A 22,937-nucleotide genomic window follows, 5' to 3' on the forward strand; every position below is an offset into this window, starting at 1 on the left:
ATGACGAACGCTCAGGCGGTCGAGGAGCGCGCCGGTGGCGGTGCGGTGGAGTCACGCACCACGAGTTCAGGGTCGAACAACATCTCACCGCGCGGATGCAGATGTCCCGCGATCTCCTCGGTCAGGGCGTGGACGATCGCGGCGCTCAAGGCGCCGACGTCCTGGCGGACCGTGGTGAGCGCCGGGGAGGTGTGCTGGGAAAGCAGCGAACCGTCGTACCCGACCACCGAAACGTCCGCGGGCACGTGCAGGCCTTCCTGTTCGGCGGCCCGGATGACGCCGAGCGCCATGATGTCGGACCCGCAGATCACACCGGTCACACCGCGCTCGAGCAGGTTGCGCCCGGCCAACTCGCCGCCCTCGACCGAGAACCACGTCTGCTCGATCAAGGCTTCCTGTTCGCCGACCAGCCGCTTGAACTCCGCGACCTTGCGACTACTGGGCAGGTAGCGGGACTGCCCGGTCGCCAGGCCGATCCGCCGGTGTCCCATCTGGCGCAGATGCTGCAGCGCCATCCGCACCGAGGCCTCCTCGTTGCTGGCCACCGAGGGCACGTCGAGATCGCAGCGGTGCCCGTTGACGATGACCATCGGCAAGCCACGCTCGCGCAACCGCCGGTAGTGGCTGACATCCGCGGAGGTGTCGGCGTGGCGTCCGCTCACGAAGACCACCCCGGAGACGCCGCGCTCCTGCAGCATCTGCACGAAGTCTTCCTCCTGCGTCCCGCCGGGCGCCTGGGTGCAGATGACGCAGGTGTAGCCGTGGGCGGCGAAGCGCGCCTGCAAGGTCTGACTGAAGATCGCGAAGACCGGGTTGGTCAGTTCGGGGACGATCAGACCGACGAGGCCAACCGTCTGACGACGCAGATTGCTCGGACGCTCGTAGCCCAGGACATCGACCGAGGTGAGCACGAGTTCGCGAGTCGCCTCCGAGACATTCGCCTTGCTGTTGAGCACCCGGCTGACCGTGGCCTCGCTGACGCCGGCGTGCTCGGCGATCTCAGCCAGCCGCGCCATCGGTGTTCTCCACTTCACTCCTGAGCCGCCCGCGATGCGGGCATGGTTCGTCGACGCAACTGCGGGCCGGCCGGATGCGGCACAGCCCCACAGTCGCTACCGATGCTGGCACCACCGGTAGCGGCGTAACGCAGCTTTGTCGGAACTTGCCGAACCCCGCCCGACGAAGCGACGTCCGGCGGTTCATCACTTCACCGAGCCCTGGGTCAGACCGCCGACCAGCTGCCGCTGGAAGACGAGGTAGAGCACCATGATCGGGATCGAGCTCAGCACCGATCCGGCGGCGAACTGACCGAAGAGCGCGTTGCGTTCGTTGCCCTTGGTCATGCCCCACAGACCGACGCCGAGCGTCTGGGCGTCCTTGTCGGTCAAGAAGATCGACGCCAGCATGAACTCACCGAAGAGCCCGACGAAGGCGATCATGAAGACCGTCACCAGGATCGGGGTCACCAGCCGCAGCGTCATGGTGAAGAAGATGCGGGCGTGGCTAGCGCCGTCGACCATCGCAGCCTCGTCCAACTCCTTCGGCACGGTGTCGAAGTAGCCCTTGAGCAGCCAGACGTTCGAGCCCATCGCGCCACCCAGGTAGACCAGGATCAGTCCGAGCGTGGTGTTCAGGCCGAAGGCGGGGATGACATCGCCGATCCGGCTGAAGGTGATGTAGAGACCGACGAAGGCGAGCAGCGCCGGGAACATCTGCAACAGCAGCAGGGCCATCAGCCCGACGCGGCGCCCCTTGAAACGCAGCCGGCTGAAGGCGTACGCGGCGCATGCGCCGATGAAGACCGACAGGAATCCGCCGACCAGCGCGATGATGAGCGAGTTCTTGTACCAGGTGGCGAAGGGGCGTGCCTTGTCGCTGAAGAGCGCCTCGACATTGCCCATCGAGAAGCCGCCAGGCAGCAACGAGGTGGTGTCGAGCGAACCGGCCGGGTTGAGTGCTGCGGAGACCACGAAGACGATGGGGAACAGCGCGAACGCCACCGCGACCAGCGCCAGCCCGTGCCGCCACCACACACCGCCGGATCCGCGACGCGGTTTCGCCGGGGTCTTGTCACCGTCCACCCCGCCGATCGTTTCGGTGGCGGCTGCCACCACGGACGGGTCGGGTGCAGGGCTGACGCTCATCAGTTGACCTCTTCCAGGGCCTTGGTCTTGAGGAATCCGGGGAAGCTCAGCAGACCGACGATGATGAAGATGATGACGGCGATCGCTGATGCCAGACCGAAGTTGGGCGAGGTGCCCTCGATCGCCAGGCGGTACGACATCGTGATCAGCAGGTCGGTCGAGCCGACCGTGGAGTTACCACCGGTGAACGGTCCGCCTCCGGTGAGCAGGTAGATCAGGCCGAAGTTGTTGAAGTTGAAGGCGAAGGACGCGATGAGCAACGGACCCACCGCCACCAGCAGCAGCGGCATGATCACCGAGCGCAGGGTGCGGATCGGACCGGCGCCGTCGATCTTCGCTGCTTCCAGCACGTCGTTCGGAATCGACTGCAGCGCACCGGTGCACACCACGAACATGTAGGGAAAACCGAGCCACAGGTTGGTCAGCAGGATCGCAGCGCGGGCCGCCCACGGGTCACCGAGCCAGTCGATGTTCAGGCCGGTCATGCCATTGATCAGCCCGAAGTCCTGGTTGAACATCGATGCCCAGACCAGCGCCGACACGAAGACCGGAATGGCGTACGGGAGGATCAGCAACGAGCGGTAGATGCCGCGTCCCTTGATCCGCGAGTCGTTGAGCAACAGGGCCAGCAGCATGCCCAGGACGAAGGTGGTCAGCACCGACAGCAGCGGGAAGGCGATGTTCCAGGCGAACACCTTCAGGAAGCCTGACCGGAGAGTGTCGTTGGTGAAGATGTCCTTGAAGTTCTGCAGGCCGACGTTCTCCTTCCAGCCGACCGGCAGGGGCGAGCCCTGGCCGTTCTGGGGCACCCAGCGTGCGTCCTTGGCGACGTACACCTGGCCGGTCTTGGAGTCCTTGATCGTGTCGGACTTCTTGTCCCACACCAGGGACGGCTTGCCCTCGTAGGCCTGCGCGATACCGCTGGCCTTGATGCCGCCGGTCGCGGTCGGCACCGCGAAGGCCTGGAGGTCCTTGCGCTTGTTGGCCTCGCCGAGGTTGAGGATGCGGTAACCCTCCGCGGCAGTGATCTTGCCCTTGTTGAAGCCGGTGTCGGAGATCGTGGCCTTCGCGGGATCGAGGTCCTTCAGTCCGTCCTCGGTGCCGACGAAGGTCTTGCCCTTCTCATCGGTCAGCAGGAAGGTAAGCGGGCCGCTCTCCACGGGCTGGCCCTCGGGCACCGCAACCGACAGCTTGTAGTTGGGCGAGCCGGGCACCTGCTGCACCGAATAGGCGAGGTTCTGGGCAGTGGCGTCCTCCTTGGACGCCAGGTGGCCCTGACCGTAGTTGGTGAACGCCGTGGCGCCGGTGTAGACGATCGGCCACACCTGCAGACCCAGGAGCAGGAGCAGACCGGGCAGGAGGTACTTCATCGGCACGGCCTTGCGGGTGCCGTAGACCGCGAGCACCAGGAGGGCCACGAATGCGGTCGCTGCGACGGCGAGCGTGTAGCCCTTGTCGGCCAGCTTCATCGCGATGTAGAACAGCGCGCCCATCGCGGCGGCGATGAAAGGCCATTTCAGCAACGCGATCGGGTTGGCCCGGTCACGCGTGGTCGCTGGCGCCTGCTTGGTGCTCGGCTCTGCCGACATTCGCTTCTCCTCCAATGCGGATGTGCAGGTGGTCACCCCGTGGTGACGACCAATTCGTCGTCACCACGGGGTGTCGAGAACTACTTGGCCGACTTGATGCCGGCTTCGATCTCGGTCTGCGCCTTGCCCATCCGCGCAGCGGGGGTGCCGCCCTTGCCGGAGATGACATCGGCGAAGGCGAGGCCGAGCGGCTTCCAGACCGCGTTCATCGCCGGGATGTTCGGCATGAGCTTGCCGTCCTTACCGGCAGCTGCCCACGCGGCGACATCCTTGTCGTTCTTGGCGACCTCCTCATAGGCGGCGGTCATGGCCGGCGGACGCTGACCGATCTGGAACATCGCGACCTGGGCGTCCTTGGTGGTCATGAACTGCGTGACGAAGGTCTGGGCCACCGTGGCGTTCTTGGCCTTGGAGGAGACGTAGAACTGCTGCACACCCAGGAACGGCTGCATCGCGCCGCCACCGCTCAGCGAGGGAAGCGGGTCGACCGAGTACTTGATGCCGGCCTTCTTGAACGCAGGCAGCGACCACGGGCCGGTGATCTCGAACGGCGTCTTGCCGGTCTGGAAGAGGGCGTCGGCGTTCTTGTCGTCGATGTTGGTCGACAGTGCGCCTTCCTTGCCCAGGGCAGCCATCGCGTCCGCGCCCTTGATCGAGCCGGCGCTGTTGACGATCACCTTGTTCGCGTCGTACTGACCGTTGCTGCCGGTGCCGAAGATGCCGCCACCGAAGGCCGACAGGAAGGGGTAACCGTTGTAGGCGTTGCCCTCCTTACCCATCTGGTTGGACAGGATGTTGGTGCACTTCTTCGCCGCGATGCAGTCCTTGCCCGCCTTGACCAGTTCGTCCATCGTCTTGGGAGCGGTCGGCGCCAGGGCGGTGTTGCGCACCAGTGCGAGGTTCTCGATGCCGTAGGGCACTGCGTAGGTCTGACCGTTGTACTTGCTGGCCTCGACCGCCTTGGCGTTGAAGCCCGACATCGTGTCGGCCGGCACCTGCAGCGTGGCAATCGAACCGTTGGCGACCAGCTCACCCATCCAGTCGTGGGCGCCGACGATCACGTCGGGCGCCTGACCGGCCTTGAACGCCGTGCCGTACTGGCCGCGGACGTCGTTGGAGATCTGGACGGCGACCTTGACGCCGTTCTCGCTGGCGAACTTGTTGGCCAGGTTGGTGACGACCGGAGCTGCGGTGGCGTCGGCCCAGATGACCAGGTCGGCGTTGGTGTCGCGGCTGGGCTTGTCGCTGCTGAGCGTGGTGGCCGCTGCGGCCGAGCCCGCGTCCGAACCGGATGCGGAGCCGGACGCTGATCCGGAGGCCGAGCCGGTGCCGGTCGAGGTGCTCGAGCTGTTGCTCGAGCCGGAGCCGCCGCCGCAGCCGGTGAGAACGAGGGCCGCGCCGGTGAGGGCGACGACGAAGGTGCGCTTCATGGAATCTCCTTGGGGTCGGGGTCTCACCGGACGAGGCCCCTGTGACGTCGGCCACTATGCCAGCGCTATGGACCGTTCTGCAAGATCTTGCAGCCGATGTGCAAGCTCGGGCTTGGTCACAATTCCGCAACGCGGGTGTGCATCGGCTTTCCGAGAGCGCCCGCCGCGAAGAGTGACCCGCAATGACTGGCCATTTCCTCCCCTGATGCTTCATGATGTGACGCGGGCAACACCGTGGGGTGTTGTTCATTTCTTGCAGGCCTTTGCAACGGATCGTCCGGCACGTTCCTGCCGGTGGAGGAGCACACTCATGGCATCAGTCACTTTCGACAAGGCGACCCGGGTCTATCCCGGCGCCACCAGCCCGTCGGTCGATCAACTCGACCTGGAGATCGCCGACGGTGAATTCCTGGTTCTCGTCGGCCCCTCCGGCTGCGGGAAATCGACCTCGCTTCGCATGCTCGCCGGCTTGGAGGAAGTGACCAGCGGCCGCATCCTGATCGGCGACCGCGATGTCACCAAGCTCTCGCCGAAGGAGCGCGACGTGGCGATGGTCTTCCAGAACTACGCCCTCTACCCGCACATGTCGGTCGCCGACAACATGGGTTTCGCTCTGAAGATCTCCGGTATCGAGAAGTCCGAGATCCGCAAGCGCGTCGAGGAAGCCGCCGACATCCTCGACCTGCGGCCCTACCTCGACCGCAAGCCCAAGGCCCTCTCGGGCGGTCAGCGCCAGCGCGTTGCCATGGGCCGGGCGATCGTGCGCTCCCCGCAGGTGTTCCTCATGGACGAACCGCTGTCGAACCTCGACGCCAAGCTGCGCGTGCAGACGCGCACCCAGATCGCCACGCTGCAGCGTCGCCTCGGCACCACCACCGTGTATGTCACCCACGACCAGGTCGAGGCGATGACGATGGGCGACCGCGTGGCCGTGCTGAAGGACGGTCTGCTGCAGCAGGTCGACACTCCTCGACGCATGTACGACCACCCCAACAATGTCTTCGTGGCCGGCTTCATCGGGTCGCCGTCGATGAACCTGCTCGACATGGACGTCGCCGACCGTGGTGTGAAGTTCGGTTCCACGGTGCATCCGTTCGAGCGCGGCGCGCTGGGCGAAGCCCGCAAGGTGACCGTCGGAGTGCGTCCCGAAGACCTCGCGCTCTCGACTGACGGCCATGGCCTGGCGGTCGAGGTCGACGTGGTCGAGGAACTCGGTGCGGACGCCTACATCTACGGTCACCTCGCCGGCACCACACCGAGCGCCACCGACAAACCGCTGGTTGCGCGCGTCGACGGACGCCGCGTGCCGATGAAGGGCGAGACCGTGCACCTGGTGCCCAAGTCCGAGCACGTCCACGTCTTCGACACCGAGTCAGGCCAACGACTGGGCGGCTAATTGCCGGTGCAACGGCTTCGGCATCGAGGGCGTCGCACCCGACAGTTCTGCACACCGTGCCCCCGCGATGACCGCGGGGGCTCGGTCGTTGAACAGACACCTCTTCGATGGGAGCATGGGCCGGTGGCACTCGACATCAAGGCAGCGCGTCCCTGGCCTGCGCTGCTCGACCTCCCGTGGTCGACTCCGCTGGAGGAATGGCCCGATGACCTGCTCGCGGCGCTCCCTCGCGGCATCTCCCGCCATGTCGTGCGCTTCGTCCGGATCGAAGGTCGCATCATCGCGATCAAGGAGATCAAGGCCGACATCGCTCGTCGCGAGTACGACATGCTGCGCGCTCTGCGACGACTCGACCAGCCCTGCGTGGAGGCGGTGGGAGTGGTTTCGGGCCGGGTCGCGGCCGACGGCACTCCCCTGGACGCCTGCTTGCTCACCCGGCACCTGCAGTTCTCGCTGCCCTATCGCGCCATGCTCAGCCAGTCGCTGCGCCCCGACACCGCGGGGCGGCTGATCGATGCGCTGGCTGTGCTGCTCGTCCGCCTGCACCTGATCGGTTTCTGGTGGGGCGATGTCTCACTGTCGAACACCTTGTTCAAGCGCAATGCCGGCGAATTCGCTGCCTACCTGGTCGACGCCGAGACCGGCGAGCTGCGCGACAAACTCTCCAAGGGGCAGCGCGACCACGACCTCGAGATCGCGCGGGTCAACATCGCCGGCGAACTCATGGACCTGCAGGCGGGTGGCTTCGTCCCGCTCGAACTCGACCCGCTGTCGGTGTCGGACTACCTGCTCACCCGGTACGACGAACTGTGGAATGCCCTCACCGAACTCGAGAGCTTCGACATCGACGAACGCTGGAAGGTGGACGAGCGCATCCGTCACCTCAACGACCTCGGCTTCGACGTCGGCGAACTCGACCTCACCACCGATTTCGACGGCACGCGACTGTCGATCCAGCCGAAGATCGTGGACGCCGGCCACCACGCCCGCCGCCTGCTGCGCCTCACCGGCCTGGACGTCGAGGACAACCAGGCGCGGCGGCTGCTCAACGACCTGGACGCCTACACCGCGAGCCAGGACCGGCAGAACGACGACGAAGATCTCGTAGCGCACGATTGGCTGACCAAGATCTACGAGCCGATCACCCGGTCGGTGCCGATTGAGCTACGGCGCAAGATCGAGCCCGCGGAGCTCTTCCACGAGATCCTCGAGCACCGTTGGTACATGGCCGAACACGCAAAGCACGATTTCCCGATCGCGGAGGCGGCAGCCGATTATGTCGCGAACGTGCTGCCGTCCAAGCCGGACGACAGCGCGGTGGTCGGTGTCGACACGCAGGAATTGCCGGTGCGCGCCACACGCTGATCGATCAGCCGTCCCACTCCCATTGGCCGTTTGCGACCAAAACAATGCGGGCGATGCCGTAGGCGCCGACCGCAATCACGACCAGCGGCACGAGGAGTTTGCCGAACCACTGCGGGGAAGGGTGTCCCACTCGGCGCCAGAGCAACACACCGAACCAGATCAACACCGTCGCCAGCACCAGCGGACCAACCGGGTTGTAGGACAACGATTCTGACCACCGGCCGTGTCCGAGGAGCACCCAAGCCCTGGTCATTCCGCAGGTGGGGCAGGGCCAGCCGGTGAGCAGCAGGAACGGGCAGAAAGTCGGGCCGCCTTCCACCAGCGAGACCGGCGTGAGCACCGCAGCACACAACGAAGCGCCCACCCCGGCGATCATCCAGATCGGCGGGGTGGGCGTTCGAACGGTCGAGACCACGAGGGCCAATCAGCTCAGCGGGCGTCCGTCGGAATCGGGGAGCTTGCGCATCGCGATCATGATCAGGTCGATGAGGGACCAGATGCCGCAGCCACCGAGCGTCACGAGCTTGAGAACGCCGAGGCCGGTGTAGCCCATGTAGAAGCGGTCGACACCGAGGCTACCCAGCACCAGCGACAGGATCAGCGCCATCATCCACTCCTTGTCGGAGAAGATGCCCGGCACCTGCTTGGCCTGGAATGCATGGCCGCCACTAGCTGAACGCACCAGCGTCTCCGGCTTCAACTGCCCGGACGCGGCCATCGCCTGAAGCTGGCCGTAGCCCATCGGACCCTGCTCGGTGCCCATCAGGTTGACGAAGAAGCTATCGCCCTGCGGGCCACCGCTCGCCGACTGCTGGGACTGCTGCTGCCCATACTGATCAGGCTGGCCATATTGCCCGTGCTGCGACGCTTGGCCGTAGCCCTGCGAGCCGCCGCTGTTGTAGGAATCGTTGGGGTTACCCGGGTAGTCCTGGGACATGCTGCTCCTTGGAGTTTCTTCAGTACGTGGTTGAGTGGTCGCCGGACGCGGCGAGGGCGATCATGAGGACGATGTAGCCGACGATCAGCACGACCGAGACAGCTGCTGAGGCAATCGCGAAGTTCTTCGCCTTGCGGGCCGACTCCTGCGCGCCCTGCACGTCGCCCATCGTCCACTTGCTGTTGACCTGGGTGGAGAAGACGATGGACGCGATGCCTAGCGGGAGACAGCACAGCACCGTCGACAGGATGGCCCAGACCAAATAGTTGTCCGGAGCCGGCCCAGCGGGCTGCTGTGAGTAACCGTAGGGATTCGGCTGACCGTAGCCGTATTGCTGTTGGCCATAGGGCTGTTGTACGTAATTCGGCGCGGACTGCTGCTGCCCGTAAGCCGGCTGGCCGTATTGCTGGCCATAGCCCTGCTGCCCGTAGTCAGGGCCGCTGCCCTGCTGTGCGCCGTAACCCGACTGACCCGCTTGGTTGTTCGGGTCGTACGGGTCGTATGAACCGTGACTCATAGGTGTTGCTTCTCCCCTGGATGATGCATGTTGATGCGCCCGTCATCCTACGGGCAACGAAGGTTGGCTCACGCCGGCGACAGCAACGTCCAGCCCGCGATGTTGCGTGCCACCCAGAAGGTCAACACCAGCACGAGCAATGCGGTCGTGACCCATGGACGGGTGATGGTGAGCTTCGGACGACCCGTCCACATCCGCACGGTCCACCGAACGAAGATCACGGTCAGTGCGGCAATGGCGAGCACGGCCAGCGGATTGAAGCTCATTGCGGCCCCGATGTCGCCGTCGGTGAGTGAAGCACTTGCGCGCATCGCCCCGCAGCCCGGGCAGTACAACCCGGTCGCTGCCAGCAGCGGACAGGTCGGGTAGTTACCGGGTTCGCGCGGGTCGACCAAGTGCAGCAGCACACCCGCAGCCAGACTCGCGGATCCGACCAGCGCCGGCCCGAGCATCCGACGCGCTCGCGACTGTCGCGGCTCCCACCCTGGATCATTCGGCGAATGCTGCAGGAACCAGCCTTGGCGTGGTCGATCAGCACTCGCATGCGAAGGCGCCCGCACCACAGCGGGTTCGGGCGCCTTCAGCGAGGTCATCAGGCGTTGCTGTTGTTCAGCACGGTGAACATGAGGATCATGTAGATGACCGAAATGACGAGGCCGACCACCGCACCGATGATCGAGAACTTCTTGGCGTCGTCCGCCGCCTTCTGCGCACCGGCGGTGTCGCCCTGCTGCCACAGGCCATTCACCTTCGTGGCCTGGATGATCGCGTAGATACCCAGCGGCAGACAGCACAGCACCGTGGAGAGGATGGCAATCACCAGGTTGTTGTTGGGCGGAGTGCCCACCGGGCCGCCACCGCCGGGCATCTGGCCGTAGCCCTGCGAGCCGCCGTACGGCTGGCCGCTCCCCTGCTGTCCGTACTGCCCGTCGCCCTGCTGATTCGGGTCGCTCGAACCGTAGTTGCTCATGATCTGCCTCCCTGCAACGGCCAGCGTTGCAAATCTTGTTGGCCGGCACCCCCGGCGGTCTCGACCAGCTTAGGCAAAGGCCGAGGTCAGCGCGGGTAGGCACGCAGCCGAATTCATTCCGCTTCCCAGGACGCTGCCGGAGAGGTTCCGGTTCCCTCGAATTCCGAGGAGTTCTTTCGCCCTTGCCACCGATCAGTATGCGGCGCGACTCGTGGCGATCTGGTAGAGCGTCACCGATGCCGCGATCCCGGCGTTGAGCGACTCGACACTCGAACTCATCGGCACCGACACGATCTGATCGCAGGTCTCGGCGACCAGCCGCGACAGGCCCTTGCCTTCCGAGCCGACGACAACCACCAGCGGCTCGGTCGACAACTGCAACTGCGGCAATTCGACGTCGCCGTCCATGTCGAGTCCGATGACGAAGAAGCCGGCCTTGCGGTAGTCCTCCAGGGTGCGGGTGAGGTTGCCGGCGAGGGCCACCGGCACGCGGGCCGCCGCCCCGGCGGAGGTCTTCCAGGCAGCCGCGGTCATGCCTGCCGAGCGCCGCTCGGGCACGACCACGCCGTGTCCACCGAAGGCCGCCACCGAACGGATGATCGCGCCGAGGTTACGCGGGTCGGTGATGCCGTCGAGGGCGACGACCAGCGGAATGCCCGGCGTCTCCGGGTCGATGAGGTCGGCCGGGTGGGCGTATTCGTACGGCGGGATCTGCAGCGCGAGCCCCTGATGCACAGCGCCGTCGGTCAGCCGGTCGAGTTCACCGCGCGGCGTCTCCAGGATCGGAATGGCACGGTCGGCGGCCATCTTCAGCGACTCGCGGACGCGGTCGTCGGAATCGATGCGACCGGCGACGTACATCGTGGTCACCGGAATGTGCGCGCGCAGCGCTTCGACCACGGAGTTGCGTCCGGCGATGATCTCCGAGGACGCCTTGCTGCGGCGTCCGCCGCTGCTGCCTCCACCGGGTCGCGAGCCGCCACCGGAGGACTTCTGCGCAGCCTTGTGCGCCTTGTGATAGGGCCGGTCCACGGCCTTCGGGGTGGGGCCCTTGCCCTCCAGCCCGCGACGGCGTTGACCACCACTACCGACCTGGGGCCCCTTCTTCGAACTGCCCTTACGCACCGCGCCGCGGCGCTGGGAATTGCCAGCCATCTGATCAGTCCTTCGTCTGCTGGGCTGCCCGATCGGCAGCGGACATCAGCGACCAGCGGGCGCCGTCGGGGGTGTCCTCGACCTCGATCCCGGCCGCGGTGAGTTGGTCACGAATGGCGTCAGCCGTGGCGAAGTCGCGAGAGGAGCGCGCCTTTTGCCGGGTGGCGAGAAGCACCTCCACCACATCGCCGAGCGCCTCACGGGAGCGGTCGCTGCCGCCCGTCTGCCACTGCGGGTCGAAGGGGTTGACGCCGAGCACCTCAGTCATCGCGACCACCTGCAGCGCCAACTCGTGCGCGCGGTCGTCGTCGCCCTGATCGAGAGCGGTGTTGCCCTCACGGATCGCGTCGAAGACGACTGCGAGCGCACCGGAGACGTTGAGGTCGTCGTTCATCGCCTCGGCGAAATCGTCTGGTACATCGACGAATTCACCGTGCTCTGGCGCCGTGGGCAGCACGCGCTCAAGGAAACCCTCGATGCGGTCGACGGCCGCAGCGGCCTCACCCAACGCGCCGTCGTGGTATTCGATCGTGGCGCGGTAGTTGACCGCCGCGAGGTAGTAGCGCAGCACCAGCGGACGTACGGTCTTGGTGAGTTCGTGCACGGCGAGGGTATTGCCGAGCGACTTGCTCATCTTCTCGCCGCCGAGGGTGACCCACCCGTTGTGCAGCCAGTAGTTGGCGAAGCCGAGACCGGCCGCGCGCGACTGCGCCTGCTCGTTCTCGTGGTGCGGGAAGCGCAGGTCGATACCGCCGCCGTGGATGTCGAACTCGTCACCGAGCCAACGGCGCGCCATCGCCGAGCACTCCAGATGCCAGCCCGGACGACCCTCGCCGAACGGCGTGGGCCAACTCGCGCTCGCCGGCTCGCCCGGCTTGTGGCCCTTCCACAGCGCGAAGTCGCGCGGATCGCGCTTGCCGCGCGGATCGGCGTCCGCGGCGGCCTCCATGTCGTCGACCCTCTGCCGGGTCAGGGAGCCGTAGTCGGGCCATGACCGGACGTCGAAATACACATCGCCGCTGCCGTCTTCGGCTGCGTAGGCGTGACCTTTCTCGATCAGAATCTGCATGAGATCGACCATGTCGGTGACGTGACCGGTCGCGCGTGGTTCGTACGACGGACGCTTCACGCCCAGCAGATCGAGCGCGTCGTTGGTATCGCGCTCGTGCCGGTAGGACCACTGCTCCCACGGAACGTCGTGGCCGGCCGCCTTGGTGAGGATCTTGTCGTCGATGTCGGTGACATTGCGCACCAGCGTCACCTGGTAGCCGTGGCCGGTCTCCAGCCACCGGCGCAGGATGTCGAAGGCCACGGTGAAACGCACGTGCCCGATGTGCGGTGAGCCCTGCGTCGTCAGCCCACAGATGTACATGCCGACGTGGCCGGGACGTACGGGCTGGAAGTCGCGCAGCTCACCGGCTGCGCTGTCGAAGAGCTGCAAAGTCACGGTCGCGAGTTTATCCGCTGGGCAACGATGCTCGGTCGCCGCGGCGATCCGGGCGACCGAGCATCGAATGCACTACTTCTCTCAGGCGCCCTCAGGCCGCTCCCAGCCGTCGGAGGCTGCGGCCTCGTCGCCGATGGTGGTGGGGTCGCCGTGTCCGGTGAACACGACGGTGTCGGCCGGCAGGGCGAACAGCTTGGTGCGGATCGAATCCGTGATCGTGTCGTAGCTGCTGTAGGAGCGACCGGTGGCTCCCGGACCGCCCTGAAACAACGTGTCGCCCGACAGCAGGACGCCCGCCTCCGGGATGGAGAAGCACACCGCGCCCGGGCTGTGACCCGGGGTGTGGATCACCGTGAGGGTGAGCTCGCCCACCTTGATGGTCTCGCCGTCTGCGAGTTCATCGGAGGGAGGCTGCGACAAGGTCATGTCCCACAGCACGCGGTCGTCCGGATGCAGGCGCACCTGTGCGTTCGGGTGGGCTGCGAGCACATCGGTGACCGCACTGATGTGGTCGTCATGGGAGTGCGTGCACAGGATTGCCGTCAGCTCGCGATCGCCGATCGCGTCCAGGATGGGCCCGGCTTCGTGGGCGGCGTCGACCACGACGCACGAGCTGTCGTCGCCGATGACGTAGACGTTGTTGTCGACGTCCCAGGTGCCACCGTCGAGGCTGAAGGTGCCGGAGGTGATCACCCTCTCGACCTTGCTGCTGCCCTTGCCGGCCAAGAGTTCGGCACTCATGCGTCTGCTCCTTCGATCTCGACCACGGAGCGGAGAACCTCACCGTGGTGCATCTTCTCGAACGCCGCCTCCACGTCGCCCAGTCCGACCTTCTCGGTGACGAAGGCGTCGAGGTCGAAGCGGCCCTGCTGGTAGAGGTCGATCAGCATCGGGAAGTCGCGCGAGGGCAGGCAGTCGCCGTACCAGCTCGACTTCAGCGCGCCCCCGCGACCGAAGACCTCGATCAGCGGGAGTTCGATCTTCATGTCCGGCGTCGGTACGCCCACCAACACCACCGTGCCGGCCAGGTCACGTGCGTAGAACGCCTGCTCGTAGGTCTCGGGACGTCCGACCGCCTCGACGACGACGTCGGCTCCGTTGCCGCCGGTGAGCTCGCGGATCTTCTCGACGGCGTCCTCGGTCTTGGAGTTGACGGTGTGGGTGGCGCCGAAGGTCTTGGCCTGTTCCAACTTCCGGTCGTCGACGTCGACGGCGATGATCGTGGTGGCACCAGCCACCTTGGCGCCGGCGATCGAGGCGTTGCCCACCCCGCCGCAACCGATGACGGCGATCGAGTCGCCGCGACCGACCTGGCCGGTGTTGACGGCGGCACCGAAGCCGGCCATGACGCCACAACCGAGCAGACCTGCCGCCGCAGCGGACGCCGACTCGTCGACCTTGGTGCACTGACCCGCCGCGACGAGGGTCTTCTCGATGAAGGCGCCGATGCCCAGGGCCGGCGACAGCTCAGTGCCGTCGGTCAGCGTCATCTTCTGCTTGGCGTTGGCGGTGTTGAAGCAGTACCACGGCTTGCCCTTGGCGCAGGCGCGGCACTGACCGCAGACCGCACGCCAGTTGAGGATGACGAAATCACCCGGTGCGACATCGGTGACGCCTTCACCGACCGCCTCGACCCGGCCCGCGGCCTCGTGGCCGAGCAGGAACGGGAATTCGTCGTTGATGCCGCCCTCGCGGTAGTGCAGGTCGGTGTGGCACACGCCGCAGGCCTCGACCTTGACGACAGCCTCACCCGGACCCGGGTCGGGCACGACGATGTCCACGAGTTCAACGGGCGCACCCTTGCTGCGCGCGATGACACCTTTGACGGTTTGGGGCATGGACTACTCCTTCTGGCGCGTGGCTGTCACGGGCTCGGGGAACCCGCCTGCACCGACAGCCTAGGCCGAGGATCGGACATGGGAAGAGCCCGGCCGTAGCCGGGCTCTTCCCAAAAATTGTTGGCTTTGCTCAGTGAGCGGCCTTGCTCCCGCTCTCGTCCGCCCGGCTGTCCGGGTGGCTCGGGCTGGCGCTGCCGTAGGGGTACTGGTCGAGGACGACAGGCACCGCGACCTGCTTGCCCTCGCCGTCCTTGGCGGAGAAGGCCACCTGCAGCTGCTCACCGGGAGCGGCGGACGTGGCCTGGAACGACACCGGCGAAATGGTCGCCTTGTCGTTGCCGTTGGTCTTGCCGTCCAGTCGCACCGACTGCAGCGCGGGCACCTGCACCTTGACGGCCGCGCCGCCCTGAGGCGTGACGGTGAGCTCCTGCGCCGACTCGGAGGTGTTGGTGACCAGACCCTGGAGGTCGCCCTTGGCGCCCTTGGCGGAGGTCACTACGAGCACGTTGCTCACCTGGAGCGGGCCGACAGTGGCGATGTTGCCGTCCGAGGGCACGTACTGCATGTCGGTGGTGGGGTCGCTGAGGTAGAAGCAACCGCTCAACGCAGTGCTCGCCACACCGGCGACCACGGTCGCTCGGGCAGCACGCAGGGCAGCCGGCCGGGAAGTCAGAGGTCGCATCACACGTGCATGGTACCGGTCACGGGTACAGCGCTGCTGCCTGGTCGAGGTAATTCCGCCTGTCCGTCTGCGGACGGCCCCATGACCGTCGTGGACCGGCTGGGAAGAACGCGCGCGAAGCACGCAGATGGCCCATGTGTCAACCCCTGGACCGCTGGCCGATCACGGCCTCCTGGTGCGCTGACCTGCAGAAACGGTTTCTGTGACCCCCGACACCCGTGATATCCTGAGTGTCGCGAAAGGGGCACACAACACATGATTTTCAAGGTCGGCGAGACGGTCGTTTACCCGCACCACGGAGCGGCACTCATCGAAGAAATCAAAGTCCGAACGATCAAGGGCGTGGAGAAGCAGTACCTCGTCCTGAAGGTTGCCCAAGGCGATCTGACGATCGAGGTTCCGGCGGAGAACTGCGACCTGGTCGGCGTCCGCGATGTCGTCGGCAAGGAGGGCCTGAACCGCGTGTTCGAGGTGCTGCGCGCCGACCACACCGAGGAGCCCACCAACTGGTCGCGCCGTTACAAGGCGAACCTCGAGAAGCTCGCGTCCGGCGATGTCATCAAGGTGGCCGAGGTCGTCCGCGACCTGTGGCGCCGCGACCAGGACCGTGGGCTGTCCGCAGGCGAGAAGCGCATGCTGGCCAAGGCTCGTCAGATCCTCGTCTCCGAGCTCGCACTCGCCGAGAAGACGAACGAGGACAAGGCCGAAGCCACCCTCGACGAGGTGCTCGCGTCCTGAGCACCACCCATGTCGCCAACGACGCCCACGGCTCCGATGCCGTGGGCGTCGTCGTCGTGGCAGCGGGTATGGGCACGCGGCTGGGTGCCGGAATGCCGAAAGCGCTGGTGCAGGTGGGCGGCGAGCCGCTCATCGTCCACGCCGTGCGACGAGCGCATGCGACCGCTGGCCTGCAACAACTCGTGGTCGTGGTGCCGGCCGGACACCGCGCCGCGTTCGAGTCGCTCGACCTCGCAGCCGAACTGGTCGACGGCGGCACTGAACGCACCGATTCGGTCGCGGCCGGGCTGGCCGCGCTCCAGCCGAATATCGAGGTGGTGCTGGTGCATGACGCCGCTCGCGCCTTCGCCCCCGCCTCACTCTTCGACGACGTCGCCCGTGCCGTGCGCAACGGCGCGGACGCCGTCGTCCCAGGCCTGCCGGTGATCGACACCATCAAGCAGGTCGCGGCCGATGGCCGCGTGGCGGCCACTCCCGATCGGGCCGGATTGCGCGCGGTCCAGACGCCGCAGGGCTTTCGCCGATCCGCCCTGGACGCCGCGCACGACCACGGACGTCAGGCCACGGACGACGCAGCCCTGGTCGAGCAGGACGGTGGACACGTGATCGTGATCGACGGCCACCCGGACGCGTTGAAGGTGACCGTGCCCGCCGATCTCGACCTCGCCGCAGCACTCGCGACGACGAACTCGAAGGAGTCCTCCGTGCCCTTGCCGTTGCCCGTGCCGCGCACCGGAATCGGCGTCGACGTGCACGCGTACGCCGACGACGACCGAGTGCTGAGCCTCGCGTGCCTGACCTGGCCCGATGAGCGCGGCATCGAGGGCCACTCCGACGGCGATGTCGCCGCGCACGCGGTCTGTGACGCGCTGCTCGCGGCTGCCGGGCTGGGCGACCTCGGCACGCAGTTCGGCGTCGACCGACCGGAGATGAGGGGCGCAACGGGCACAGACATGCTCGAGGATGTGCTGAACACCTTGCACACCAACGGTTTTCGCATCGGAAACGTCAGCGTGCAGATCGTCGGCAACAGGCCGAAGGTCGGCCCTCGCCGGGAGGAGGCCCAGCGCGCGATGTCCGCAGCACTGGGCGGAGCGCCCGTGTCGGTCTCGGCCACCACCACCGATCACCTCGGATTCCTGGGTCGCGGCGAAGGCATCGGCGCGGTCGCGAACGCACTCGTCGTCGCCGCTGACTGACAGCACCAAGCTGACTGACAGCACCAAAAGGAGCACCCGCGGAGACGATCTTCTCCGCGGGTGCTCCTTTTCGCTCGGGTGAGGTTGCTCAGCGCTGCAGACCCTCGTCCGCGTCGCCGTAACGGCCCGTCACCAGGTAGACGATGCGGTTGGCGACCGCGACGGCGTGATCACCGAAGCGCTCGTAGTAGCGCGAGAGCAACGTCATGTCGACGGCGGTCTCGGTCGGCTGGTCCCAGCCCTCGTCGTGCAGGGCGGCGAAGATCTGCCGGTGCAGGTCGTCCATCCGGTCGTCCGAGCGCTCGATCTCCAGCGCGGCGTGGACGTCCTTGCTGTCGATCGCGGCACCGGTCTGCTTGGCCAGGTCGATGGCGCATTCCGACATCGACTTGATGTTGGGCAGCACAACCTCGGGAACGGCGAGCTTGGGATAGCGCATGCGAGCGATCTTGGCGATGTGACGGGCGAGGTCGCCCATCCGCTCGATGTCGGATGCCATGTGCATCGCGGTGACGACCATGCGCAGGTCGGTGGCCACCGGCTGCTGGCGGGCGAGGAGGTCGACGGCGAGGTCATCGACCTCGCGCCGGACGGTGTCGATGTCGTCGTCGGCAGCGATGACGCTCTCGGCGATACCGAGGTCAGCGTTGACCAGCGCTTCGGTGGCGCGCTCGATGGCGACACCGACCATCCGGGTCATGAGCACGAGCTGGTCTGAGACACGATCGAGATCGTCGTGGAATGCGTTACGCATACTTGGCTGATTCCTTGTTCGTGGGCGTGGCCCTGGGCGCGTTGGCTGTGTCGACCCACCATTCTGCCGCAGGTCGCCATCTCCGTCACTGACGGTTGCAGCACCGGGTGAACGCCGTCGGACGCTCAGGTGAACAGCAGTTGGACCGCGGTCGCACGGCGCTCACCTGCATGAATGCCGGGTCAGCAGGCGCGTACATTGGCCATGTGTTGGAGATGGTGATCGCTCTCGGGGCGCTGTGCCTGGGGCTGGTCATCGGGTGGGCGGCCCATCGTCGCCACGCCGGGGTCGACACCGATGACGCGGCCGCTCCCCCGGTCGAGGCAGACCGTCCGGCCATCGATCGCCAGGCTGCCGAGGTGCTGGACGCCCTCCGCTCCATCTCCCTGGTCGTTGATGCCAGCGATCGCGTCGTGCGTGCTTCGCCGTCGGCCACCGCGCTGCGGCTGGTGCGGGGTCAGGAACTCTTGCACGAGGAGCTACGCACCCTGGTGCGCACTGCCCGTCGTGATCACGAACTCCACGAGGTCGAGCTCGATCTGAGCCGGGGCCTACGCGGCGGGGGCCGGATCACCCTCGGGGTGCGTGTGGCGCCGATGTCCGATCGCCACGTGCTGGTGCTCGTCGACGACCGCTCGCAGTCCCGGCGCGTGGAGGAAACACGCCGCGACTTCGTGGTCAACGTGAGCCACGAGCTCAAGACGCCTGTGGCCGGCCTCTCCCTGCTGTCCGAAGCGGTCGACGATGCCCGCGACGACCCGGCGGCAGTGCACCGGTTCGCGCAGCGGATGCGCACCGAGGCCGACCGGCTCAACCGGTTGGTGCAGGAAATCGTCGAACTCTCCCGGCTACAGGTGGCCGACACCCTCGACGATCCGCAACGCGTCGACGTCGCGGCGTGCGCGCACGACGCGATCGGACACCTGCACCTGCTCGCCGAGGATCGCCAGATCACGATCGTCGGCGACGAGATCGGGCAACGGCGTGCCGAGGTCTTCGGAGACGCCCACCTGATCACCACCGCGATCCGCAACCTCATCGAGAACGCCGTCAACTACTCGGCCGCGGGCACCCGGGTTGCGGTGACCGTGCAGGCCACCACCGAACTGGTCAGCGTGGCGGTCAAGGACGAGGGCCGCGGCATCGCCGTCACCGAACTCGACCGGATCTTCGAGCGCTTCTACCGCATCGATGCTGCCCGCTCGCGTGGCACCGGAGGCACCGGCCTGGGCCTGGCCATCGTCAAGCACGTCTGCGCCAACCACGGCGGCGAGGTGACGGTGTGGTCCGAGGAAGGTCACGGCTCGACCTTCACCATCCGCCTTCCCGCAGCAGCGCCCCCTCACGCTCCATCCGCACCGTCCATCCCGTGAAAGGTGACGTCATGACCCGCATCCTCCTGGTCGAGGACGAGGAGTCGCTCTCCGACCCGTTGTCGTATCTGCTCGGCAAGGAGGGCTACGAGGTCTCCATCGCCGAGACCGGACCCGACGCAGTGGCCGAGTTCGATCGCGCCGGCGCCGATCTCGTCCTGCTCGACCTGATGCTGCCCGGGCTCTCCGGCACCGAGGTCTGCCGGATCATCCGGCAGAAGTCGAGCGTGCCGATCATCATGCTCACCGCCAAGGACAGCGAGGTCGACAAGGTCGTCGGCCTCGAGATAGGGGCCGACGACTACGTCACCAAGCCCTACTCCTCCCGTGAGTTGCTGGCCCGCATCAAGGCAGTGCTGCGCCGGGGCCTGGAACCGGAGGATCTCCTGCCCGCCACCCTGCAGAGCGGGCCGGTGCGGATGGACGTCGAGCGGCACACCGTCGCGGTCAAGGGTGAACCGGTGTCGTTGCCGCTCAAGGAGTTCGAACTGTTGGAGCTGCTTCTGCGCAACAGCGGTCGGGTGCTCACCCGCGGCCAGCTGATCGACCGCGTGTGGGGCAGCGACTACGTCGGCGACACCAAGACCCTCGACGTGCACGTCAAGCGGCTGCGCGCCAAGATCGAGGACGACCCCGGCAACCCGACGGTGATCGTGACGGTCCGCGGCCTGGGTTACAAGTACGAGGGCGCCTGACCTCAGGCCGAAAAAGCGCAGTGAGCGGGTCCGAGAAATCGGACCCGCTCACTGCGTTGTCGGAAGGTGACTACCGGCCCTGGTTGGCCACTGCGTCCGCGGCAGCCTTGGCCGCCTCGGGATCGAGGTACTTGCCGCCCTCGACCACGGGCTTGAAGTCGTCGTCGAGTTCGTAGACCAAGGGCATACCGGTGGGGATGTTCAGGCCGACGATGTCGTCATCGGAGATTCCGTCGAGGTGCTTCACCATCGCGCGCAGGCTGTTGCCGTGAGCGGCCACCAGCACGGTCTTGCCGGCCTTCAGGTCGGGGACGATCGACTCTTCCCAGTAGGGCAGGAAACGCTCGATGACGTCCTTGAGGCACTCGGTGGCCGGAGCGTCGTCGCCGAGGTCGGCGTAACGCGGGTCGGCGTCCTGGGCAAATTCACTGCCCTTCTCGATCGGCGGCGGCGGGACGTCGAAGGAACGACGCCAGGTCATGAACTGCTCCTCGCCGAACTCCTCCAGCGTGGCCTTCTTGTCCTTGCCCTGCAGTGCGCCGTAGTGACGCTCGTTGAGGCGCCAGGAGCGGTGCACCGGAATCCAGTGGCGATCAGCCTTGTCGAGCGCGAGGTGGGCGGTGGTGATGGCGCGGCGCAGCAACGAGGTGTGCACGACATCGGGTAGCACATCGGCTTCCTTGAGCAGGACGCCGCCGTTGGCCGCCTCGGCCCGGCCCTTCTCGGTGAGGTCGACGTCGACCCAACCGGTGAAGAGGTTCTTGGCGTTCCAGTCGGACTCACCGTGACGGAGCAGGACGAGTGTGTAGGTCATGCCCTCAGCCTATCGACGCTACGCCGATCGAACAGTGTGTGCCAGGTACTGGTCGGTCACGAACCGGAGCGGTCGAGCAGGTGCCGGAAGGCCTCGAGGTTGCGCGTGGATTCACCCCGGGAGATGCGCCAGTCCCACTCCTTCTTCATCGAACTGAGGAAACCCAACACCAGCAGGTCGTTGAACGGTTCGTCCGCCGACTGCAGGATCGCGCCGAGTAGACGATCCAGGTAGGCCTCATCCACCCCGGCGAGCGGCGCCCGTCCGTAGACGTACACATCACCGCTGCCGTCGATCGAATAGGCCAGACCCGGTAGACGCAGGTTGCGCCGCAGCAAGAACTTGTAGAACTCCAGGTGGTTCTCGTCCGGTTGCCGGATGACGAACGCACTCGCGGCCAGATCGGTGTCGCCGACGGTCAAGGAGACGACCGTCTTGAGCTTCTTCTCCCCGGGCAGCGTGACGACGTATTCGTCATCGTGCACCCCCGGCTCCCAGTCGAGTTCGTTGTCGGCCAGCACCCGTTCGAGCGTTGCGACGACCTCTGCGCGCAGACTCACGGCACCACCGCCGCCGGCACGGTCGCGAAGTCGACCACCGTCTCGTACGGGCGGGGTGGCGCGTCACAGGCGTGTCGATAGACATCGAACAGGCGGTCAGTCGTGGCATCCCAGGAGAACTTCGCCGCACGCTCGATCGCGTTCTGCGACAACTGTTTACGACGGGTGTCGTCATCGAGCAACTCAACGAGCACCGAGACCCAGTCGTGCGGATCGCGGGAGTCGACCAAGACTCCGCCGTCGCCGACCGCCGTCGGCAGACCTCCGACATTCGAGGCAACGACAGGCGTGCCACAGGCCATCGACTCGATCGCCACCAGGCCGAAGGATTCCGAGTGCGAAGGAACGACCGTCAGATCGGCAGCGGCGAACCAACGGGCCAACTGCGGCCTGGTCTGGGGAGGTACGAATTGCACGACGTCGGCCACGCCGAGTTCGCGCGCCATTGCCTGCAGGGCCCGCGGCTTGTCCATCCCGGACCCGCTGGGACCACCCAGGATTGCGACCACCGTCCGGTCTCGACGCTCGGGGTGGTCCTGAAGCATCGCCGCGACGGCCCGCACCAAGAGGTCCGGCGCCTTCAGGGGCTGGAGGCGACCGACGAAGAGCAGCACGTCGGCGTCCTGCGGTAGGCCGAGTTCGGCTCGACACTCGTCCTGGTCTGCTGGTTTGAGCACCTCGAGATCGACGCCGGGCGACACCACCCGCACCCGTGCCGGATCGGCGTCGTAGAGGTCGACGAGTTCGCCGGCCTCGGTGTCGGTGTTGGCGATCAGCCAGCTTGCCACCTTGACCACCTGTTCCTCACCGATTTCCCGACCCTTCGGCTCGGGACGGTCGCCCTCGGCGAGCGCGAGGTTCTTCACCTTGCTCATCGTGTGCATGGTGTGGACGAGAGGCACGTTCCAGCGGTCAGCCGCGAGCCATCCAACCTGTCCGGAGAGCCAGTAATGGGAGTGCACCAGGTCGTAGTGGCCCTCGGGGCTGATCGCGACGAAACGCATGACGCCGGCGGCGAAGGCGCACAACTGCCCCGGTAGATCCTCCTTGACCAGTCCCTCGTACGGCCCGGCATCGATGTGCCGCACGATGACTTTCGGTGCCAGCGCCACCGTGTCGGCCAGGCTTGCCGAGGTGCGCCGGGTGAAGATCTCCACCTCGACGCCGCGCGCACCGAGCCGTTTGGCGGTCTCGACCACGTAGACGTTGAGGCCGCCTGCATCGCCGGTGCCCGGTTGGTCCAGCGGCGAGGTGTGGACGCTGATCATCGCCACCCTGCGAACCGGACATCCCGTGGATTCGCTCATGCCCACAGTGTGGCACCCGCCTAGGCT

General features: G+C 66.5%; 24 protein-coding genes. 6 read left to right on the forward strand and 18 right to left on the reverse strand.

Going from position 1 to position 22,937, the window contains the following annotated elements; translation table 11 throughout:
* Positions 1-11: 11 nt before the first annotated feature.
* The 4 genes from J5M86_RS12345 to J5M86_RS12360 all read right to left on the reverse strand — a co-directional run bounded on the left by J5M86_RS12345 (position 12) and on the right by J5M86_RS12360 (position 5,163).
* Positions 12-1,016, reverse strand: a complete 1,005-nt coding sequence (locus J5M86_RS12345) for a LacI family DNA-binding transcriptional regulator (protein WP_188059151.1) — start codon at positions 1,014-1,016, stop codon at positions 12-14.
* Between the two features lie 186 nt (positions 1,017-1,202).
* A complete protein-coding gene (locus J5M86_RS12350; protein WP_188059150.1) occupies positions 1,203-2,144 on the reverse strand; it encodes a sugar ABC transporter permease in 942 nt (313 codons plus the stop codon).
* On the reverse strand, positions 2,144-3,733 hold the full coding sequence (locus J5M86_RS12355; RefSeq protein ID WP_188059149.1) for an ABC transporter permease subunit: 1,590 nt from the start codon (positions 3,731-3,733) through the stop codon (positions 2,144-2,146). The genes J5M86_RS12350 and J5M86_RS12355 overlap by 1 nt, the downstream gene beginning before the upstream one ends.
* Positions 3,734-3,813: 80 nt before the next feature.
* Positions 3,814-5,163: a maltose ABC transporter substrate-binding protein gene (locus tag J5M86_RS12360; RefSeq protein WP_188059148.1), complete on the reverse strand. Its 1,350-nt coding sequence runs from the start codon at positions 5,161-5,163 to the stop codon at positions 3,814-3,816.
* Between the two features lie 310 nt (positions 5,164-5,473).
* On the opposite strand from J5M86_RS12360, the gene J5M86_RS12365 reads away from it, so the two are divergent.
* Together J5M86_RS12365 and J5M86_RS12370 are read left to right on the forward strand one after the other, a co-directional pair.
* Positions 5,474-6,559: an ABC transporter ATP-binding protein gene (locus tag J5M86_RS12365; protein WP_188059147.1), complete on the forward strand. Its 1,086-nt coding sequence runs from the start codon at positions 5,474-5,476 to the stop codon at positions 6,557-6,559.
* 123 nt (positions 6,560-6,682) lie between these two features.
* The gene (locus tag J5M86_RS12370; RefSeq protein WP_188059146.1) at positions 6,683-7,924 is read left to right on the forward strand and encodes a DUF4032 domain-containing protein; all 1,242 of its coding nucleotides are present in this window, start codon (positions 6,683-6,685) and stop codon (positions 7,922-7,924) included.
* A 4-nt stretch (positions 7,925-7,928) separates the two neighbouring features.
* Here J5M86_RS12370 and J5M86_RS12375 read toward each other — a convergent pair whose 3' ends face one another.
* The 10 genes from J5M86_RS12375 to J5M86_RS12420 all read right to left on the reverse strand — a co-directional run bounded on the left by J5M86_RS12375 (position 7,929) and on the right by J5M86_RS12420 (position 15,470).
* Positions 7,929-8,339 (reverse strand): DUF2752 domain-containing protein, encoded by a 411-nt coding sequence (locus J5M86_RS12375; protein ID WP_188059145.1) that lies wholly within the window; start codon positions 8,337-8,339, stop codon positions 7,929-7,931.
* Between the two features lie 9 nt (positions 8,340-8,348).
* Positions 8,349-8,861, reverse strand: coding sequence for an NINE protein (locus tag J5M86_RS15495; protein ID WP_244328348.1), 513 nt, complete (start codon positions 8,859-8,861; stop codon positions 8,349-8,351).
* A 19-nt stretch (positions 8,862-8,880) separates the two neighbouring features.
* Positions 8,881-9,378, reverse strand: a complete 498-nt coding sequence (locus J5M86_RS12385) for a CD225/dispanin family protein (protein ID WP_188059144.1) — start codon at positions 9,376-9,378, stop codon at positions 8,881-8,883.
* Between the two features lie 68 nt (positions 9,379-9,446).
* The gene (locus J5M86_RS12390) at positions 9,447-9,971 is read right to left on the reverse strand and encodes a DUF2752 domain-containing protein (RefSeq protein WP_188059143.1); all 525 of its coding nucleotides are present in this window, start codon (positions 9,969-9,971) and stop codon (positions 9,447-9,449) included.
* Positions 9,971-10,348, reverse strand: a complete 378-nt coding sequence (locus J5M86_RS12395; protein ID WP_188059142.1) for a CD225/dispanin family protein — start codon at positions 10,346-10,348, stop codon at positions 9,971-9,973. The genes J5M86_RS12390 and J5M86_RS12395 overlap by 1 nt, the downstream gene beginning before the upstream one ends.
* A gap of 192 nt (positions 10,349-10,540) precedes the next feature.
* Positions 10,541-11,503, reverse strand: a complete 963-nt coding sequence (rlmB, locus tag J5M86_RS12400; protein ID WP_188059141.1) for a 23S rRNA (guanosine(2251)-2'-O)-methyltransferase RlmB — start codon at positions 11,501-11,503, stop codon at positions 10,541-10,543.
* A gap of 4 nt (positions 11,504-11,507) precedes the next feature.
* On the reverse strand, positions 11,508-12,950 hold the full coding sequence (cysS, locus tag J5M86_RS12405; protein WP_188059140.1) for a cysteine--tRNA ligase: 1,443 nt from the start codon (positions 12,948-12,950) through the stop codon (positions 11,508-11,510).
* 81 nt (positions 12,951-13,031) lie between these two features.
* Entirely contained in the window at positions 13,032-13,691 is a 660-nt protein-coding gene (locus J5M86_RS12410) for an MBL fold metallo-hydrolase (RefSeq protein WP_188059139.1), read from the reverse strand.
* Positions 13,688-14,788, reverse strand: a complete 1,101-nt coding sequence (locus tag J5M86_RS12415) for an S-(hydroxymethyl)mycothiol dehydrogenase (protein ID WP_188059138.1) — start codon at positions 14,786-14,788, stop codon at positions 13,688-13,690. The genes J5M86_RS12410 and J5M86_RS12415 overlap by 4 nt, the downstream gene beginning before the upstream one ends.
* A gap of 130 nt (positions 14,789-14,918) precedes the next feature.
* The gene (locus J5M86_RS12420; protein WP_188059137.1) at positions 14,919-15,470 is read right to left on the reverse strand and encodes a hypothetical protein; all 552 of its coding nucleotides are present in this window, start codon (positions 15,468-15,470) and stop codon (positions 14,919-14,921) included.
* A gap of 255 nt (positions 15,471-15,725) precedes the next feature.
* Between J5M86_RS12420 and J5M86_RS12425 the strand changes: the two genes are divergently transcribed.
* Together J5M86_RS12425 and ispD are read left to right on the forward strand one after the other, a co-directional pair.
* Positions 15,726-16,208, forward strand: a complete 483-nt coding sequence (locus tag J5M86_RS12425; RefSeq protein ID WP_188059136.1) for a CarD family transcriptional regulator — start codon at positions 15,726-15,728, stop codon at positions 16,206-16,208.
* A 41-nt stretch (positions 16,209-16,249) separates the two neighbouring features.
* A complete protein-coding gene (gene ispD, locus J5M86_RS12430) occupies positions 16,250-17,407 on the forward strand; it encodes a 2-C-methyl-D-erythritol 4-phosphate cytidylyltransferase (protein ID WP_244328349.1) in 1,158 nt (385 codons plus the stop codon).
* Positions 17,408-17,495: 88 nt separating this feature from the next.
* On the opposite strand, the gene phoU is transcribed toward ispD, so the two are convergent.
* Positions 17,496-18,161: a phosphate signaling complex protein PhoU gene (gene phoU, locus J5M86_RS12435; RefSeq protein ID WP_188059135.1), complete on the reverse strand. Its 666-nt coding sequence runs from the start codon at positions 18,159-18,161 to the stop codon at positions 17,496-17,498.
* A gap of 107 nt (positions 18,162-18,268) precedes the next feature.
* Here phoU and J5M86_RS12440 point away from each other — a divergent pair, with 107 nt between their 5' ends.
* Both J5M86_RS12440 and J5M86_RS12445 read left to right on the forward strand, forming a co-directional pair.
* On the forward strand, positions 18,269-19,534 hold the full coding sequence (locus J5M86_RS12440) for a cell wall metabolism sensor histidine kinase WalK (RefSeq protein WP_244328350.1): 1,266 nt from the start codon (positions 18,269-18,271) through the stop codon (positions 19,532-19,534).
* 11 nt (positions 19,535-19,545) lie between these two features.
* Positions 19,546-20,229, forward strand: coding sequence for a response regulator transcription factor (locus J5M86_RS12445; RefSeq protein ID WP_188059134.1), 684 nt, complete (start codon positions 19,546-19,548; stop codon positions 20,227-20,229).
* A 70-nt stretch (positions 20,230-20,299) separates the two neighbouring features.
* On the opposite strand, the gene J5M86_RS12450 is transcribed toward J5M86_RS12445, so the two are convergent.
* Genes J5M86_RS12450 through mshA form a run of 3 tightly spaced genes read right to left on the reverse strand, consistent with a single transcriptional unit; the run spans position 20,300 to position 22,910 of the window.
* Entirely contained in the window at positions 20,300-21,043 is a 744-nt protein-coding gene (locus tag J5M86_RS12450) for a phosphoglyceromutase (RefSeq protein ID WP_188059133.1), read from the reverse strand.
* A 56-nt stretch (positions 21,044-21,099) separates the two neighbouring features.
* Positions 21,100-21,603 (reverse strand): YbjN domain-containing protein, encoded by a 504-nt coding sequence (locus tag J5M86_RS12455; protein WP_370587295.1) that lies wholly within the window; start codon positions 21,601-21,603, stop codon positions 21,100-21,102.
* Entirely contained in the window at positions 21,600-22,910 is a 1,311-nt protein-coding gene (mshA, locus tag J5M86_RS12460; protein ID WP_188059132.1) for a D-inositol-3-phosphate glycosyltransferase, read from the reverse strand. Before mshA ends, J5M86_RS12455 begins: the two co-directional genes overlap by 4 nt.
* Positions 22,911-22,937 lie beyond the last annotated feature (27 nt).

This window comes from Yimella sp. cx-51 (assembly GCF_017654605.1).
Classification (GTDB): domain Bacteria; phylum Actinomycetota; class Actinomycetes; order Actinomycetales; family Dermatophilaceae; genus Yimella.